Below are 17,096 nucleotides of genomic sequence, written 5' to 3' on the forward strand. Positions count from 1 at the left end.
ACTCTATGTCCCTCGCCACCGATTGCCCCAGCTCGCTTGCCTCTGCTTCAGACCGCCCGCTGCTGTCCCAAGTGCAGTTGGCCCGCGCTGCTGCCCAACACACGGCCACCTTGCCCACTGCCATTAAGAATGCCGCTCTAGAGGCCATGGCCACTGCCTTGGTGGAGCACCAAGAGCCTATCTTGGCCGCCAACCGGGCGGACTTGGAGCGGGCAGCAGAGATGGTGAAAGCCGGGGAGTTGTCGGCATCTGCCTATGCCCGCCTGAAGCTGGATGCCCACAAACTGGCCGACATGGTGGCCGGAGTGCGGCAGGTGATCCGGCTGGGGGATCCGGTGGGCCGAGCTTTGCTGATCCGGGAACTGGACGAGGGGCTAATTTTGGAACGGCGCACCTACCCTTTGGGGGTGCTGGGGGTGATCTTCGAGTCGCGGCCCGATGCTCTGGTGCAAATTGCTGCCCTGGCGGTGAAAACCGGCAACAGCGTCTTGCTCAAGGGGGGATCCGAAGCTTTGCTCTCCTGTCAAGCCTTGATGGCGGCCATCCAGGCGGGCCTGCAGCAGATCCCAGAGTTTCCCCAGGGATCCCTGCAGTTGCTCACCAGCCGCGCCGAGGTCAAGGCCCTACTGCAACTGGAGGGGCTGGTAGACCTGATCATCCCCCGCGGCTCCAGCAGCTTTGTCCGCTACATCCTGGAGAATACCCGCATCCCGGTATTGGGCCATGCCGATGGCCTGTGTCACCTGTACGTGGATCGGGCAGCGGATGTGGACATGGCGATCAAGCTGACGGTGGACAGCAAAACCCAGTACCCCGCTGCCTGCAATGCCATCGAGACTCTGCTGGTTCACGAGGCCATAGCCCCCCACTTTTTGCCTCTGGCGGTCAAGGCCCTGCGGGAAAAGGGGGTGGAATTGCGGGGGGATCCCCTCTGCCGCGAGCTGGTGCCCGATCTGATCCCGGCCACCGAGGACGACTGGAGCACCGAGTATGCCGATTTGATCCTCTCTATTAAAGTGGTGGGCTCCCTTGACGAGGCCATTGCCCACATCCAGCAGTACGGATCCCGCCATACCGAGGCGATTGTGACCGAAGATGCCGCCGCCGCCCGGCGATTTCTGGATGAAGTGGATGCGGCAGGGGTCTTTCACAATGCTTCCACCCGCTTTGCCGACGGGTTTCGCTATGGCTTCGGGGCGGAGGTGGGCATCAGCACCCAAAAACTGCCGCCGCGCGGGCCGGTGGGCTTAGAAGGCTTGGTGACCTACCGCTACCAACTGCGAGGGCAAGGACATCTTGTAGCCGACTACACGGGCCCCCAGGCCCGACCTTTTCAACATCGGGATCGCCTGAACAACACCGGCTTAGCTTAGCTGCAAAAGCCGGCTGTACAAACCGGCTGTACAAAGCAGTCGTTCACAAAAACCGTTCTCCTCGTCTTCGCGGCTCCAGGTTGAGGTAAATTAAAAAATAGCTTCGTGATTGCCAAGGGTTGCGCTTTGCGGCGCGCTATGGTGTGACAATGGACTACCGGGTTCCGGGTTTGATGTTATGGGCTTGAGCGCCCTAGATGTAGCGCTTTGCATTTTGGCCTTTTGTTATTTCGATTAGGAGCTTCGCTGGATCATGCCTGTGCGTCTGTATGTTGGAAATCTGCCGGAAGAGGTGGATCGTCAGGCACTGGAGAAGCTCTTTCGCTCTGCCGGTGAGGTCATTTCCACCAAGGTGATCCGGGATCGGAAGACAGGCAAATGCCGCGGCTTCGGCTTTGTAACGGTAAACACCCAAGAGCAGGCGCAGCAGTACATCGAAAAGTTCAACGGCCACAGCTTTGGGGATGTCAACTTGCGCATCGAGATCGCCCAGCCGCGCGACCGCGGGGAAGAGGCCGAATCCAAAGCAACAGTTCCTGAGCCCTCATCCAAAGAGTCCAAAGGTTCCAAAGATTCCAGGCCGTCCAGGGATTCTGAGGCCAAGGGCCCTAAAGAGTCGGCGGAAAACTCTGCCCCCAGCAAGAAGCAACGCCAGCGGGGCAATAAGGGTGGGCGCTCCACCGTTGCTGCCGAAAGTGAGGGAGCTTCTGAGCCGGATCCCCGCTGGGCCAGCCAGTTGCAGCGGATCAAGGAGCAGCTTCTGCAGGTCACCAATTCCTAACCCCCCCAAAAGGAGTAATAGACACCGTCGGTCTCTGACGGTAGGCTGGGTGAGTTGCAACGGCTCTAGGCATGTTTGAGAGGGGGGTTGGGATGCATAGGCTGGTGAGGGTTTTTCGCGCTTGGGGGCGGAGCTTGGCCCGGGCTGGACTTTTGTTCGGGCTGACGGTTCTGCTGGGAGTGGGAAGTGGAGCTCTGGTTTTCCTACCAGCGGCGGCGGCTGCCCCGGCGGATTTGGAAGAGCAAGTGCTGCAGATCATTCGGAAGAACCCCCAGGTGATTCTGGAAGCTGTACAGGAATACCAGCAGCGACAGTACCAGGAGCAGCAGCAACAACAGCAGCGGCTGGCGGAAGAATTTGGCCGTCAACTGCGGGAGAACCCACGCGCCGTCATCGGAGATTCCCCTCGACTGGGATCCGACGCTCTGCGGTTAGTGTTGGTGGAGTTCTCCGATTTTCAATGCCCCTTCTGCGCCCGCGCCCACAGCACCCTCAAGCAGTTCATGGCCGACCATGGAGATGAGGTGACCTTGGTGTACAAGCACCTGCCCCTGACCAGCATCCACCCAGAAGCGATGGCGGCTGCCCGGGCTGCTTGGGCCGCCCAACGTCAAGGTAAGTTCTGGGAGTTTCACGACGAGCTGTTTGCCAACCAATCCCAGCTTGGGGATGGGTTTTATGTGGCCACTGCTGAGAAGCTGGGCCTGAATATAGAAAAATTCAATCGGGATCGGCGCAGTCGGGCGGCAGAACGCGCCATTCAGCGAGATATTGACCTGGCCTCTCAACTGGGCATCGGTGGCACTCCCCATTTCATCTTGAACGGCATTGCCTTCTCCGGTGCGCAGCCGCTGGAGGTGTTTGAGCAGACGCTGCAGCAGGCTAAGCAAGCCCTCTAGGAAAAATGCTCCGCACTGCTATTGAAACAGGTGGTGTATTGCAAACAGGTGGTGCAACGGCTGGCCTCTCCTTCTTACCAGCCTCGCCCAGTTGCCCAAACGCTCCGTCCTTGAGGAGGGCTTTACGGTAGGCTCAGGGCAGTGGCAGGGTAGTCAACCGCTCTATTCGCCCAAGCGGGCTGTAGGCTTTGACAAGCCAGTAGGGTGGGGAGTATGTCAAAAGCAGAAACTCACCCAAGTCGCCATTTGGGCAGAATGGGGATCCCCAACGGCAGGGAAGGAGGAGAGCGTTTATGGCGGAAGTGGCTCTTGGCTACTCCACGGGCAGGATGCGGGCATCGAACCCTGCTTCGGCCAGAGAGCGCCGCGCCTGTTCGGCGTTGGCCCGTTGCCGGTAGGTGCCCACCTGAATCACTGAGCCCCGCAGGAAGGCATCAGGGGCAAACTGTTGCAGCTTGGGTAGGGCCTCTTCCCCAGCCGGCACCACCACCCAAAATCTGCCAGCACCTTCTTCCCCAGGAGGAACAGCCTGGGCAGGCGAGGAGGAGACGGGATCCGCTTGCAAAAGAGGCTGAGAGCGGCGCAGATCGGCGGGGAAGATCCCCGCTTCATAGCCTTGGCCGGCCAAGTAACGCACCTGCTCGGCGGCAGCAGCAGGGTCGGCAAACCCACCTGTGCGCACCACCCGCAGGTCATCGTAGATCAAGGGCAGGGATCCCTCTAGGAGTTGTTTTAGCGCAGGCCATTTCTCCCCGGTGGGATCCGCCACCAACACCCAATAGCGTTCCCCTTGGGCGGGATTGGAGATGGGATCCTGGCCAGCATTTTCTCCTACCAGCGACACCGCCACTGCCGGTAACCCCTGAGCGGTTAGCCAGCGGGCTTGATCCTGGGCCAACGACAGGCGGGAGAAGGTTCCCGTTTGCAAAGCAACCTGGCCGCGGTACTGCACCACAGTGGCTCCTGGAAAGAAGCGGCGCACCCGTTCTTCCAAACGGGGATCACCGGTGGGGTTGGGCACGTGGGTGGCAAAGGGACGCTGGGGATCCAAGGGCGGAGCGGTTGGCGTCGGCGGCACAGAGGCTTTTGAGCTGGCAACAGGGCGGCTGGGTGCTGCTTGGGCAGGAAAAGCAGGGGGCAGAGGGGGATCCGTTTCTTGGCGGCTCACCACCCGCACCGATAACCCCAACCGTTCCAAGTCGGCCTGACGGCGTTGGGCATGGCTGCGGTTGATGAACGTCCCCGCCAGAATGAAAACCTGCCCATCCCCTTGCACAAAATAGGCATCCGGCACCTGGGTGCGCACCTGGGCCAACTCCGCCGCCCCATCCGCCAGTACATGCACTTGGTAACGGGTCAGGGCCAAAGCAGCCGGCAGGACGTTCCCATTAACGGCGTGGAGCACAAGGGCAAAGGCCGCCAGGGATCCGGCAAAGAGGGCCGGTTGCGCTGGCAACAGGGGTACGGAGCATTTCAGCCAGCCGTAGTCCTGACGGGTGTTGCACATGGGATCCATCTCCTCTGGCGGGATTGGCGGCAACTCAAACCTCTGCATCCGGGATGGAGTCTTTGCCTGGGCCTGCGGGGATCCCCCACAGTGCCAGAGCTCGCAGTTCACCCCTTGCGGGAAGGACAACTCAAAGCTAGCGTAAGCCGAAGTTTGGGCAAGGCTGTGCCAGGGATGGGCTTGCAGATGCCGCCCACCACCGATAGAATGCTCCGCACTGCCACCGCAAAGATGCAGCCCAGTTGGGTTCACGGGAGAAACACAGATCTAGTGCATCTCCAGTATAGATAGGCTGGCAAGACTGATACATTTACGCTGAACATTGCTGAACATCACTGTTCAACTATGCAGCGATAGCATTCTGTTTGTTTCCAACCAGAATGGCGGTATCCCGCCAAGCTTTGAGTAGAATACCCAAAGCGCAGTTTCCGTGTCGTCTTACTACCAATTTTCTGCTTTGCTTTGGCTACCATGTTGGCAGACTCGAAAGTAAACAGAAAGATCAACTGGTAGTAATCCGTACTGAACATATTATACATTATTTTCAGTATAGTTGAGCTTATTATTGACTAGAGTCATGCTCTATCGCTATGGCTTGTCGGGGAGTTTGTTTCAGAGGCGACGGCGGCGGGATGGAGTCCTCGCCACAAGGGTGCGGGATCCCCCCAGGGCAAAGCGGATGATCTCCGTCTTGTACTGCTGCGAGCCCTCTGTGTAGCGGGCAAGCTGAATGGCAGATCCCTGGCCGGAAGGAAGCAAGAACCGTTCGCGACAGTGGTGGGCAGCACTCTCTGGAGTTTCCGCTTCGAGGGCAATGAAAAACCGCAGACGCAGCAGCACTTCCAACTTGGACAAGTGCTCGGTTTGCTCTGGCACCAAGCGGCCTAACGAGATTTGTAGGCGCGGCCTGCGTCGCCGAGATCCGGGGCGGCCCCAAAGCTGCTGGGCCAGTGTCCACAGAGAGGTCTGCTCAGAGGACTTGACCAACAGCTTTAAGCCTGTCAGCGGGTTAAGACCATAGGTAAGCAGCAGAGAATACATCGGCGGCAGGAAAGATTCAGAGGAGCGTTTTGAGCTAACGTCAAAAGGATACCCTATAGGCCAACTGTAGCACTGCCTACCCTCTATCCCCATCCAAGCCCCACCCTTCCCTATGGCCGGGATCCCTGCTCAACGCTGGCTGTTTCATCCTGTGGACAAGTTGGCTGCCCAGAGCTTGGCCGAGGCAGTGGGGATCTCGCCTGTGTTGGCCCAGATCTTGCTCAATCGCGGGCTCTCCAGCCCTGCTGCCGTGCAGCAGTACCTGCAGCCGGATCCCGCCCACCTGCCTCCACCCAGCCAGGATTTTGCCGATTTGCCCCTGGCGGTGGACTTGCTGGACGGGGCGATTCGCCGACAAGAGCCCATCGCCATTTGCGGCGACTACGATGCCGACGGCATGACCAGCACGGCCCTGCTGCTGCGGGCTTTGCAGGACGCTCCAGTGCATTACCGCATCCCCAGCCGCATGACGGAGGGCTATGGCCTCAACAGCCGCATGGTGCAAGAGCTGCACCGAGAGGGAGTGCGCCTCATTCTCACCGTGGACAACGGCATCTCCGCCCACGAGCCCATCCAACTGGCCAAAGCTCTAGGCTTGACGGTGATCGTGACGGATCACCACGATTTGCCGCCCCAGTTGCCCCCTGCCGATGCCATCCTCAATCCCAAGCAGCTCCCCGTTTCTTCTCCCTATCGGGGGATGGCCGGGGTGGGAGTTGCCTACCTCCTGGCCCAAGCGCTGGCCGAGCGCCGTGGTGATGGCCATCTGCAGCGGGTGGCCCTGGAACTGTTTACCGTGGGCACCATTGCCGATCTGGCGCCGCTGACGGGGGTTAACCGCCTTTGGGTGCGGCAGGGGCTGCACCTCTTGCCCACCTCCCAGGTGGCAGGGATCCGCGCCCTTCTGCAGGTGATGGGCATGCAGGGATCCCTGGAGGGGTTGCGGCCTGAGTGGATTGGGTTTGGCCTGGGGCCCCGCATCAACGCCGTTGGGCGAATTGGCCGGGCGAGAATGGGGATCCAGTTGCTGACCACCGACGATCCCCTGCAAGCAGAGAAACTGGCCCGCCGCTGCGAACGGCTCAACCAGGTGCGGCAGCAGATGTGCGGGCGCATCGAGGCAGAAGCCCTAGAGCAAATTGCCCAGCAAGGCCGAGATCTGCAACAGGAGCGGGTGTTAACAATTTTGGGATCCCCTCAGCAGAAATGGCATAAAGGGGTGATCGGCATTGTGGCCTCGCGGTTGGCAGAGCGTTTTGGCTGTCCGGTGTTCATCGGCAGCCAGTCGCGGCAAGGGGAGATCAGTGGCTCGGCGCGGCAGGGGATCCCCGAGTTTGACGTGTTTCAAGCGTTGGAGTTTTGCAAGGATCTGTTCACCAAGCACGGCGGCCACCCCGCTGCCGGGGGATTTAGCCTGAGAGCAGAAGACTGGCCTTTTTTTGAAGAACGATTGCGGCAGTTTGCCCAACAGCAGTTGCAGCCGGAGCAGATCCAGCCGCTGGTGCAAATCGATGCCGAAGTGTCGCTGTCAGATCTCACCCTTGACCTCTATCGAGAGCTCCAGCATCTGCAGCCCTGTGGCATCGGCAATCCTGAGCCGGTCTTCTGCAGCCGCAACCTGCAGGTTCTGCAACAGCAGCGATTTGGCCCAGTTCCCGGCCACCTGAAGCTGCTGCTCCGGGATCCTGCTCTCCCTACGCAACGCTCCCATGGGTTACGTGCTACTCGGACGGAGTCCTCTTGTCCGGGCAGGAGCGACTCAGCCGCCAAAACCCCCAGTGATGACCGCGGAGTGGCCAGCATCACCGATGCGTTGGTGGGGATCACAAACGCGAAGCCCCAGCGCCCTCTTTGGGCCATCCGTTGGCGGGGAGCGGAAACCCATCCGCTGCCGGAGCGAGTTGATGTAGCCTACACCCTCAAGGCCAAAACATGGCAGGGAGAAACCCAACTGGAGCTGGAAATTCTCGGGATCCGACCTGCCCAAGAGGCTGCCACTGCCGGCAACCCCCCTCTCGAGAAAACAGCGCCCCGCACCCCTGATGGGAGCAAGTCTCCCATCTCCCCCGCCTCTCTGGATGCCACTCCTCCCATGCCCAACTCCAGGCCCTCGACTGGCTCCCAGAGGGGGACAGAGCCCTCACCTCTGTTGATCTGGCGCCCCACCCCCCAGCCCACCCAGCCTTTGCGTTGGCAAGCTGTAGACCGATTTTCTGTCCTCTGGCCTCAGGCGCAGGGAACCATCCTGTTCTACGGCTTCCGCCGCCCCTCGCTGGTCTTGTCTTCAAGGCCTACGGCCCGCTATCGCGAACGGCGGTACCTGACTCTCCACTACGACCGTCCCCAAGCCGGCCACCGCTATGATCAACTCTGGTTGTGGAGCTGGCCCCCTTCTCTGGATCACCTCAAGTGGCTGCTCTGTTGCACCCCCAGCAGCGAGCTGTTGATTGCCGTCCATCAGCAAGCGGTGCCCCTGCCCTCCGCTGCCAGCTTGCAACGCCAGCTCCGCCAATACCTGCAAACCCGCAGCCAGGTGGATCTGCTGCGCTTGGCCCAGCAGTGGTGGCTGTCTCCGGCAGTGTTGGTGGCAGGATTACGCTCCCTGGGGTACGCCTGCCCAGATTTTGGCCCCACGGGATCCCTCGGCGAAGAACTGGAAGCCCAGCAAGCTTGGTACAGCAGCTCCTGGCAGCAAGTTGCCGCCCTGCTTCAGGGATCCCACCTGGATTCTTCTGCTGCAGAGGCCCATGGGGATTAAACTGCTGCTCGGCTCTGACTACCACGGCAGCGCTCGGCTGATCCGGCAGGCCCTTGCCCATCTGCCGGAGGTGGATGCTTACATCAACTGCGGGGATTTCTGTTCCAAGGCCGGCAAACCTTCCCGCAAGGCCACCCAGGGCTTTCATCCGGCAGCCCAAGCAGAGGTGGTTCATCTGCAATCCTTTTTGGCGGCAGTGGAGAGCCTGGGCAAACCCTGGCTCTTTTTACCTGGCAACCACGATCCAGCAGCTTCGGTTTTGAATTCGCTGGTTGGCCGTTGGGGACGGGCCATCACCCAGTCCTGCTGCTTTGAGTGGCTGGGGTTACAGGTTTTGGCTGTGCCCTGGACTCCCCCCTGTGGTTGGAGCTGGTCTCTCACCTCCGCCCATTTGCAGGAGCTGCTCGCCCTCTACAGTCAACCCCCCCGGCCCATTGACCTGCTGCTCACCCATGCTCCGCCGCGAGGCTTTTTGGATGAAGGCGGGAAGTGGTATCACCGTCGCACACCCACTTTGCGCCCCCTTTTGGAACAGCTGCAGCCCCGCTACTACATCTGCGGACACATGCATTGGGATGGGGGCAAGGTAGAGCGATGGGGATCCACCCTGGTGATTAACACAGCCCTGCACAACATGGTTCTCGAGATCCATTAGGCAGGAAGCCCTTGGACAGCCTTCCGCCTCCTCAGCTTTCCGCTACATCCATACAATTCGTAGGAACCTTCCATGACCCGTCCTTTGATCTTGGCCAGCAGTAGCCCCGGCAAATGGCGCGAGTTCAATGCCTTTTTCCAGGCCCATGCCCCTGCTTGGGAGCTGCGCCGCATGCCCTCAGAAATTGAGGTGGAAGAAACCGGCACCACCTTTGCCGAAAATGCCCTTCTCAAAGCCAGAGCCGTGGCCAAGTCTCTGGGGGAGTGGGCCATTGCCGACGATTCCGGCCTAGCGGTAGAAGCCCTTGGCGGTGCCCCTGGGATCCGCTCGGCTCGCTATGCCCCCAACGATGCTGCCCGCATCGAGCGGTTGCTCAGGGAAGTGGAAGGGATCCCAAATCGCCGAGCCACCTTTCACTGCGCCATTGCCCTGGTGGATCCCCAAGGTGTAGTGCATGCCCTGGTGGAAGGGGTATGCTCAGGAGAGATCTTGACCCAGCCGCGGGGAGAGGGGGGGTTTGGCTATGACCCCCTGTTTTGGGTGCCCGAAGTGGGGCTAACCTTTGCCGAGATGAGCCCAGCTCAAAAAGAGGCCATCGGCCACCGAGGCCGAGCCTTGCGCGCCTTGAAAGCGCAGTTGCCTCTCCTGGAGAAGCGTATGGGCTGGCTTGGATCCAAGGAATAGCATCCGATGTCCTGGCTGGGGAGCTGCTAGCATACAATAGTCCCTTCCCTTCGGGGGAGTGAAATTGAAAGCCGTCTTGCCTTGGCAGCTGAGGGGAGCGCTCGAAGAACTATGGGTTTTTCTGAGTTTGAGGATCAAGATCCCATTGCAGCAGCGGAACGGACTGCTGCCCCCGATCCCAGCCGCTATGCTCCGGATTCTGCCGGTGAGGAAGCCGCGGTCTCCTCGGTTGCAAACTCTGGTGAAGGAAGGGAGCGCCAAGGTCGTCGTTCCCCACCCCCTTTGCCGGAAGAGGGCTCAACCTTTGTGGGCGCAGAAGATTGGCTGGACGTTCGCGGTAGCGGGACGGAGTCCTTGGAGAATGGGCGGGATAGCTACAGGGAGTCCGCGCAAGGGGCCACTTCTCGCCCTTCCAACCGCTCCCCCCAGACTGGCCGAGACGAGGGGTCTCGTGTTGACAGCGAAAAGGGGGGGCAGAAAGCCGCTGCAGGAGGAGCCGGTGAGCGCCCTGGGCAAGCGCTAGTTCCCCGCCGTTCTGTCTCCGGCAGCCGCAGTTACGACGGATCCGCCCGTTCCTCTGCCTTTCGCGGTAGCGGGACGGAGTCCTTTGCTGGCCGCTCGCGTAAGCGGGACGGAGTCCTTGGGGAATCCGGCTACCGCAGTGACTACAGCCGTTCCGCGGCTTACGGCTACACCTCCGGCTATGTTGGCGGTGGGGGATATGGCGGTGGTGGGCGAGGCGGCAGCTCCAGCGGGGGGGTCTCCTCCTCCGATCTGACGATCCTGCTGGTGGTGGCCCTGCTGGCCTTCTTCGGGGGATTCGCTATCCGCAACATCTTCGCCGAGTCGGGCGGCTTTGACGATGAGCGCCCCATCCGCGCTGCCAATGTGCCCGCAGCCTTTCGCGATTTTTGCTTTGCCTACAACGGCACTGCCTCCTTTACTGTGGTGCAACTGACCAGCGTTTCTGCTCTGACCATGGCCTCAGTGCCCGTTTACAAGATGGATACTTGCACCATCCCCGTCAGCCAAACGGCCAATGCCCTCCAAGCTTTGGGCATCCGCGGCCGGGCCAACACCTTGGGCCCCCAGCTGGGGGGATCCAACCTCACCCTGATCCAGCTCCCCTTGGCCAGCAGCTTGGCGCGCGCCGTGTACAGCCAGTTTCCGGGCTTGGCCGCTCAGGGCAACGAGGCGCAGGTTTTGTCCCAACTGGAAGCCACCATCAACAACGCCCTGCGCTCCAACATCGAAGGGTTAGCCCTGCAAAGCCTGGAGCCCACCAACATCCCCGACGTCTACGTGGTGGTGCCGGGGCACTCCTTTAATTTGCAGCCCCAACTCAACCTGCGCTAACCCTCCTGCAGAGCATGCCTCTAACCCCCAAAACCCTGAACTTTGCTGAATTTACTGAGCTTTAGGCGGTTTGGCAAAAGTCATTGAGAGGGATATAGTAGACCAAGTTTCCCCCTGATCCTTGAGTCCACCGCAACGGTTGCCGGGAAGTGAAGGGGGAAAGCGCTCGGGGGGTATTCCTCAGGGCTTTGCGGGATACCGCCTTCCTGTTTGGACTCCGTCCCGCTGACGCGAACAGAGATAGGCAGGATGCGATCGCTTCTTTCCTGAACCATGTTCAGGAGAGTTCAGCGTGAATGTATCAGGACGACGGTGTGTTCATCACCCTAGAAGGCGGGGAAGGGGTGGGCAAAACCACCCAACAGGCCCTCTTGGTTGAGCGACTGCGCCAAGAAGGCTACGCTTGTCTGTGTACCCGCGAGCCGGGGGGCACGGCGCTGGGCAAAACGCTGCGGGAGCTGTTGCTGCACGGGGATCCCTTTAGCCCTCTGGCGGAGTTGCTCCTGTACGCGGCGGATCGGGCTGAACACGTGAGCAAAGTCATCGCGCCGGCTCTGGCGGCAGGGCAGGTGGTCGTTTGTGATCGCTTTACCGATTCCACCTTGGCCTATCAAGGCTATGGCCGGGGCATAGATCTGGATCTGATCCGGCAGCTCAACCGATGGGTCACCGACGGGCTACAGCCGGATCTCACCCTGTGGCTGGATCTGCCCCCCGAGGTGGGGCTAGAACGAGCTCGCTCCCGTTCTTCTGGCGCAGTTGAGCTAGCGGTGCAGAGCACTAACGAGCAAGAAGGCCTAGAGTTCCACCGGCGGGTTTACTGCGGATTCGAAACCCTGGCCGCCGCAGAACCCCAGCGGATTGTCCGCATTTCAGCCCAGGGATCCCCGGCAGAGGTGGCTGCCCGCCTCTGGTCAGTAGTCGAACCCCGCCTACCACTTGCGACAGCAGGCCGGGAGCCCTAGACTGATACATTTACGCTGAACATTGCTGAACATCACTGTTCAACTATGCAGCGATAGCATTCTGTTTGTTTCCAAACAGAATGGCGGTATCCCGCAAAGCTTTGAGTAGAATACCCAAAGCGCAGTTTCCGTGTCGTCTTACTACCAATTTTCTGCTTTGCTTTGGCTACCATGTTGGCAGACTCGAAAGTAAACAGAAAGATCAACTGGTAGTAATCCGTACTGAACATATTATACATTATTTTCAGTATAGTTGAGCTTATTATTGACTAGAGTCATGCTCTGTTCCGCTGACGGGAATGGCGCGACAGGCCAAAGCTCGCGACAGTTTCCCTGGCCACAGCCTGCTCGGTTTACCCAGGTTAAGATTAGGTTAAAAAGGAAGAGGCGGGGGTAACCTCAAGCTAAGCTGGATGACCTATGTGAAAAGAGTCTGCTGCCCTCTTGGTTCTCGTTTTGGGTAGAGGAGACTGGCTGTGGACGCTGTTGCTGCTGAGCTGAAAACCGATCGCGTCAGCGGGACGGAGTCCTTTCGCGTCAGCGGGACGGAGTCCTTGCACTTGACCTTGCCCTCATCTGCGCCCTTGCCAACCGTGGCCGCCTGGGCCCACCAGCTGTTGAGCCAGCAATGGCAGCGGCTGCAGAAACACGTAAGGCGAGTTCTGGCTCAGCATCCAGAGGCGGCAGAATCTCTCCACCAAATCCGGGTGACCCTGCGCCGTATTGGCACCTGGGTGCAGGTATTTCAGGGATCCGTCCGGCTGCCCAAGCCTCTCAAGCCCAAACGCCTGCAAAAGCTGGCCAGTGCTTTGGGCAAACAGCGGGATCTGGACGTGCTGCTGGAAATCCTGCAGGAACCTTGTTGGGAAGGGATCCCGGCAGCCCAGCAGGCAGAACTGGAGAAGCTAAAACAAGATCTGCAGCAACGTCGAGCCCAAGCCGAGAAACGCTCCCGCCGCATTCTTGAAGATGCTGACTTCCTGGCGTTTCAAGCTGCCTGCGAGCAGTGGCTGGCTCACCCCCGCTATAAGCCCCAGGCGGAGCTGCCTTTGCCGGAAAGCTTGCCCCACTTGCTGACTCCCCTGCTGGCCCAGTGGCTGCTGCAGCCAGGCTGGCGGATCCCTGCTTTCCCCGCAACGGAAGCCCAGGCTGAGCAACTGCACGAGCTGCGCAAGGCCACCAAACGGCTGCGCTATCAGGTGGAGTTTTTTGCGCCCTTTTACGGGGAAACCATGCAAGATTGGATAGCAACCCTGAAGTGCTTGCAGGATCAACTGGGCCGCTTTAACGATTTGCAGGTTTTGCAAGGCGAGCTGCCTGCAGACTCAGACCTACAAACCCTTCTCCAGGAACAACAAAAACTAGCCCTCCAGGAGTGGCCTGAGCACCAACAGCGCTGCCTGGCCTCTGCCGAGCAGCACCGGCTTTACTCTAATCTTTTCTCTGTTTCCAATTTCTTTCCAACTAGGGATCCCTAGGTTTCCAATTCTATAGATCCCCCCGAAGGAAAAACCCCGCCTTATTGGCGGGGGATTTTTTGTGGCTATAGGGTTTCCAATTTCTAGGGATCCCCCCGAAGGGGGAACTTCACGGTTGTTGAAGATGTAGCGTGTGAGCTGTGGTGTTTCCAATTTCTAGGGATCCCCCCGAAGGGGGAACGTTCGGACTATTTCAGCAGCCTCACGGAGACTATTTGTTTCCAATTTCTAGGGATCCCCCCGAAGGGGGAACACTTGGCAGCCATTCGTCTCGTTCGCAGCTACTTGAAGGTTTCCAATTTCTAGGGATCCCCCCGAAGGGGGAACAAGGCTAAGGCGAAAGCCCAAGCCGATGCTGCGCTGTTTCCAATTTCTAGGGATCCCCCCGAAGGGGGAACATGGGACGCTATGCAAGAGCGTTGGAACATCACGGTGTTTCCAATTTCTAGGGATCCCCCCGAAGGGGGAACGCCGAAATGGCCGAGGCCTGCTATCAGGCCGTAGTCGGGTTTCCAATTTCTAGGGATCCCCCCGAAGGGGGAACACTGGGAGAAGCTCCGGGCAATGCTACAGTACCGAGCGTTTCCAATTTCTAGGGATCCCCCCGAAGGGGGAACCACCAAGAATGGTATCCGATTTATCTACACAGATAAAAAGTTTCCAATTTCTAGGGATCCCCCGAAGGGGGAACTCGAGTGCTGTCCAATTAAAACCAATGCCTGCCTAAGTTTCCAATTTCTAGGGATCCCCCCGAAGGGGGAACTCTAAGAGCACGGCTAGTCTCAAACAGCCTCAGGGAGGGTTTCCAATTTCTAGGGATCCCCCCGAAGGGGGAACCCTTAGAAGACGCCGACTTCATATATGAAGATGATCGGTATGTTTCCAATTTCTAGGGATCCCCCCGAAGGGGGAACACTTGAGGGGATTGCAGCCCGTTTTGGGTTATCCTGTTTCCAATTTCTAGGGATCCCCCCGAAGGGGGAACTGTTTCTTTCCCGATAAGGGAGGTCCAAAATGGAACGTGGTTTCCAATTTCTAGGGATCCCCCCGAAGGGGGAACATCCTGCTCGTCTAAGGCACACATGGTAACGTAAGTCTTGTTTCCAATTTCTAGGGATCCCCCCGAAGGGGGAACGCCTGGGGGATCATCCCCACACCCGACTTCGAGGACTGGGAAGACGTTTCCAATTTCTAGGGATCCCCCCGAAGGGGGAACAGCCAAGTACGAGCAGCTTGGAGTCTCTTGCGAAACTCTGTTTCCAATTTCTAGGGATCCCCCCGAAGGGGGAACAACCGACCGATGCTCGCGGCTACTTGACCCGGTGTCGGTTTCCAATTTCTAGGGATCCCCCCGAAGGGGGAACATTCAGTATACACCCCAGGGTATTCAGGTCAGCTTCAGCAGTTTCCAATTTCTAGGGATCCCCCCGAAGGGGGAACATTCGCATTCAGACACGATGAAGAATCTAACAGGTGGGTTTCCAATTTCTAGGGATCCCCCCGAAGGGGGAACCTCCATGAGTGGGACATCTACGCAATAGACGAGATCTGTTTCCAATTTCTAGGGATCCCCCCGAAGGGGGAACTCCAACCCAAGCAAGTAAACCCCAATTCCATCCGTTTAAGTTTCCAATTTCTAGGGATCCCCCCGAAGGGGGAACAGCTTGCGGACTACTTAAATCCGCAAGACTTTGAGTAGTTTCCAATTTCTAGGGATCCCCCCGAAGGGGGAACACTCCAGACTGAGTTGAACTGCTATAAAGGGCACATCAGGTTTCCAATTTCTAGGGATCCCCCCGAAGGGGGAACTTCAGGGATAAATTACACCCTCAAACAGGGAGGAAAAGGGTTTCCAATTTCTAGGGATCCCCCCGAAGGGGGAACAATGGTGAAGATAATAGACTTTGGATAACTGCAGACGAAGAGTTTCCAATTTCTAGGGATCCCCCCGAAGGGGGAACAAGGAGGTAGCATCCCAGCCTAGACCTGCACAGGAGACGTTTCCAATTTCTAGGGATCCCCCCGAAGGGGGAACTAGTACAATCTAAGCTGGGATTGAATTCGACAATACTGTTTCCAATTTCTAGGGATCCCCCCGAAGGGGGAACAAGTGTGAAAGAATGGTCCGGACGCTTGGTGGAGCAACGTTGAGTTTCCAATTTCTAGGGATCCCCCCGAAGGGGGAACACCCTCACTGCCAGGTGTGGAGGTCGAGCCTCCGATAGTTTCCAATTTCTAGGGATCCCCCCGAAGGGGGAACGGTGTTCTTTATCCCTGATGAAGGGAGGAGCTTCAAGTTTCCAATTTCTAGGGATCCCCCCGAAGGGGGAACTACCTGCTGATGCCATTCTTGCTGAATTGATTGCAGTTTCCAATTTCTAGGGATCCCCCCGAAGGGGGAACTACTACTGGGTTATCAGTCCAACAAGTAAGCCTGAACGTTTCCAATTTCTAGGGATCCCCCCGAAGGGGGAACAAGGAGGTAGTACGTATATACAACGATCGTGGGGAGTACTTCATGTTTCCAATTTCTAGGGATCCCCCCGAAGGGGGAACAGGAAGGTTAGTCTTGCAAAGCTTTTAAGCAATCATTAGCGTTTCCAATTTCTAGGGATCCCCCCGAAGGGGGAACCGAGAAGGTCAGCTACTGCCCCGAAGGGCTTCACCAGGTTTCCAATTTCTAGGGATCCCCCCGAAGGGGGAACCATGGAAGCCAACACTTTCGCAATGTTACGAAGGTGCTGTTTCCAATTTCTAGGGATCCCCCCGAAGGGGGAACCTTAAACCGTCTAGACGGACTCGCTTCTCACCTCGGTGAGGCGTTTCCAATTTCTAGGGATCCCCCCGAAGGGGGAACAGACGGTATTCGTCTTCAACGATCTAGACGAATACCTATGTTTCCAATTTCTAGGGATCCCCCCGAAGGGGGAACAAATCCCTGGCTACCACAACTATCGTCTTGTCTCACTTAGTTTCCAATTTCTAGGGATCCCCCCGAAGGGGGAACCTGGGTGTTGTTTCTACTCCCGGAAGGGAGGTGCATTAGTTTCCAATTTCTAGGGATCCCCCCGAAGGGGGAACCCAAATTTCGGAAGCTGCTGGTTAATCGTTTCAGTTTTCGTTTCCAATTTCTAGGGATCCCCCCGAAGGGGGAACTCTTTGCTAGGGAGACCTAACAGTGCATCCCTAACAGTTTCCAATTTCTAGGGATCCCCCCGAAGGGGGAACTCATGACGTTCATGGTAACCTCCTCCCTTCCGGGAGTAGAAAGTTTCCAATTTCTAGGGATCCCCCCGAAGGGGGAACAAACACTGAAGCCTGCCTTCTAAAATAAAAAAGGCTGCCATTAGTTTCCAATTTCTAGGGATCCCCCCGAAGGGGGAACTCCTCTATATTTTGGGGATCAGAAAGTAGGCTAACTCTGTTTCCAATTTCTAGGGATCCCCCCGAAGGGGGAACTCCCCAACGTGGAGTGTGGCCAAAATGGGGGACTTTTGGTTTCCAATTTCTAGGGATCCCCCCGAAGGGGGAACATCACCAACTCGCTTCGTGAGGCCAATGAAGTGCTCTAGTTTCCAATTTCTAGGGATCCCCCCGAA

At 58.3% G+C, this 17,096-nt stretch carries 11 protein-coding genes, 1 pseudogene and 1 CRISPR repeat array (1 of these 13 cut by a window edge); of the genes and pseudogenes, 9 read left to right on the forward strand and 3 right to left on the reverse strand.

Annotated elements, in window-relative coordinates; genetic code table 11:
• Positions 1-5: 5 nt before the first annotated feature.
• From ACVWZ1_RS06680 to ACVWZ1_RS06690, 3 genes are all read left to right on the forward strand, one after another.
• Complete coding sequence (locus ACVWZ1_RS06680) at positions 6-1,373, forward strand: glutamate-5-semialdehyde dehydrogenase (RefSeq protein WP_457466647.1); 1,368 nt, start codon at positions 6-8, stop codon at positions 1,371-1,373.
• A gap of 253 nt (positions 1,374-1,626) precedes the next feature.
• On the forward strand, positions 1,627-2,154 hold the full coding sequence (locus tag ACVWZ1_RS06685) for an RNA recognition motif domain-containing protein (protein WP_457502905.1): 528 nt from the start codon (positions 1,627-1,629) through the stop codon (positions 2,152-2,154).
• A gap of 92 nt (positions 2,155-2,246) precedes the next feature.
• On the forward strand, positions 2,247-3,053 hold the full coding sequence (locus tag ACVWZ1_RS06690; RefSeq protein WP_457502907.1) for a DsbA family protein: 807 nt from the start codon (positions 2,247-2,249) through the stop codon (positions 3,051-3,053).
• A 313-nt stretch (positions 3,054-3,366) separates the two neighbouring features.
• On the opposite strand, the gene ACVWZ1_RS06695 is transcribed toward ACVWZ1_RS06690, so the two are convergent.
• Both ACVWZ1_RS06695 and ACVWZ1_RS06700 read right to left on the reverse strand, forming a co-directional pair.
• Positions 3,367-4,812 (reverse strand): SPOR domain-containing protein, encoded by a 1,446-nt coding sequence (locus ACVWZ1_RS06695; protein ID WP_457502908.1) that lies wholly within the window; start codon positions 4,810-4,812, stop codon positions 3,367-3,369.
• Positions 4,813-5,172: 360 nt separating this feature from the next.
• A complete protein-coding gene (locus ACVWZ1_RS06700; RefSeq protein WP_414331038.1) occupies positions 5,173-5,601 on the reverse strand; it encodes a hypothetical protein in 429 nt (142 codons plus the stop codon).
• A gap of 112 nt (positions 5,602-5,713) precedes the next feature.
• Here ACVWZ1_RS06700 and recJ point away from each other — a divergent pair, with 112 nt between their 5' ends.
• From recJ to tmk, 5 genes are all read left to right on the forward strand, one after another.
• Positions 5,714-8,359, forward strand: coding sequence for a single-stranded-DNA-specific exonuclease RecJ (gene recJ / locus ACVWZ1_RS06705; RefSeq protein WP_457502909.1), 2,646 nt, complete (start codon positions 5,714-5,716; stop codon positions 8,357-8,359).
• Positions 8,349-9,014, forward strand: coding sequence for a metallophosphoesterase family protein (locus tag ACVWZ1_RS06710; protein WP_457502910.1), 666 nt, complete (start codon positions 8,349-8,351; stop codon positions 9,012-9,014). Before recJ ends, ACVWZ1_RS06710 begins: the two co-directional genes overlap by 11 nt.
• 72 nt (positions 9,015-9,086) lie before the next feature.
• Positions 9,087-9,698 carry an RdgB/HAM1 family non-canonical purine NTP pyrophosphatase gene (gene rdgB, locus ACVWZ1_RS06715; protein WP_457502911.1) on the forward strand — a complete coding sequence of 204 codons (612 nt, stop codon included), beginning with the start codon at positions 9,087-9,089 and terminating at the stop codon, positions 9,696-9,698.
• A gap of 111 nt (positions 9,699-9,809) precedes the next feature.
• The gene (locus ACVWZ1_RS06720; protein WP_457502912.1) at positions 9,810-11,054 is read left to right on the forward strand and encodes a hypothetical protein; all 1,245 of its coding nucleotides are present in this window, start codon (positions 9,810-9,812) and stop codon (positions 11,052-11,054) included.
• Positions 11,055-11,368: 314 nt separating this feature from the next.
• The gene (tmk, locus tag ACVWZ1_RS06725) at positions 11,369-12,019 is read left to right on the forward strand and encodes a dTMP kinase (protein WP_457385072.1); all 651 of its coding nucleotides are present in this window, start codon (positions 11,369-11,371) and stop codon (positions 12,017-12,019) included.
• Positions 12,020-12,062: 43 nt separating this feature from the next.
• Here the strand turns inward: tmk and ACVWZ1_RS06730 are convergent.
• A pseudogene (locus ACVWZ1_RS06730) lies at positions 12,063-12,246 on the reverse strand (hypothetical protein); the annotation flags it as partial.
• Positions 12,247-12,495: 249 nt separating this feature from the next.
• Between ACVWZ1_RS06730 and ACVWZ1_RS06735 the strand changes: the two are divergent.
• Complete coding sequence (locus ACVWZ1_RS06735; protein ID WP_457502913.1) at positions 12,496-13,497, forward strand: CHAD domain-containing protein; 1,002 nt, start codon at positions 12,496-12,498, stop codon at positions 13,495-13,497.
• A 72-nt stretch (positions 13,498-13,569) separates the two neighbouring features.
• A CRISPR array of direct repeats spans positions 13,570-17,096; the repeat unit is 36 nt; unit sequence GTTTCCAATTTCTAGGGATCCCCCCGAAGGGGGAAC; it runs 7,238 nt beyond the window's last position.

This window comes from Thermostichus sp. MS-CIW-25, assembly GCF_054060015.1.

Excerpts from the sequence above, each read along its gene's own strand:
- ACVWZ1_RS06680 (WP_457466647.1), top strand. The coding sequence starts at position 6 with ATGTCCCTCGCCACCGATTGCCCCAGCTCGCTTGCCTCTGCTTCAGAC.
- ACVWZ1_RS06685 (WP_457502905.1), top strand. The coding sequence starts at position 1,627 with ATGCCTGTGCGTCTGTATGTTGGAAATCTGCCGGAAGAGGTGGATCGT.
- ACVWZ1_RS06690 (WP_457502907.1), top strand. The coding sequence starts at position 2,247 with ATGCATAGGCTGGTGAGGGTTTTTCGCGCTTGGGGGCGGAGCTTGGCC.
- ACVWZ1_RS06700 (WP_414331038.1), bottom strand. The coding sequence starts at position 5,601 with ATGTATTCTCTGCTGCTTACCTATGGTCTTAACCCGCTGACAGGCTTA.
- recJ (WP_457502909.1), top strand. The coding sequence starts at position 5,714 with ATGGCCGGGATCCCTGCTCAACGCTGGCTGTTTCATCCTGTGGACAAG.
- ACVWZ1_RS06710 (WP_457502910.1), top strand. The coding sequence starts at position 8,349 with ATGGGGATTAAACTGCTGCTCGGCTCTGACTACCACGGCAGCGCTCGG.
- rdgB (WP_457502911.1), top strand. The coding sequence starts at position 9,087 with ATGACCCGTCCTTTGATCTTGGCCAGCAGTAGCCCCGGCAAATGGCGC.
- ACVWZ1_RS06720 (WP_457502912.1), top strand. The coding sequence starts at position 9,810 with ATGGGTTTTTCTGAGTTTGAGGATCAAGATCCCATTGCAGCAGCGGAA.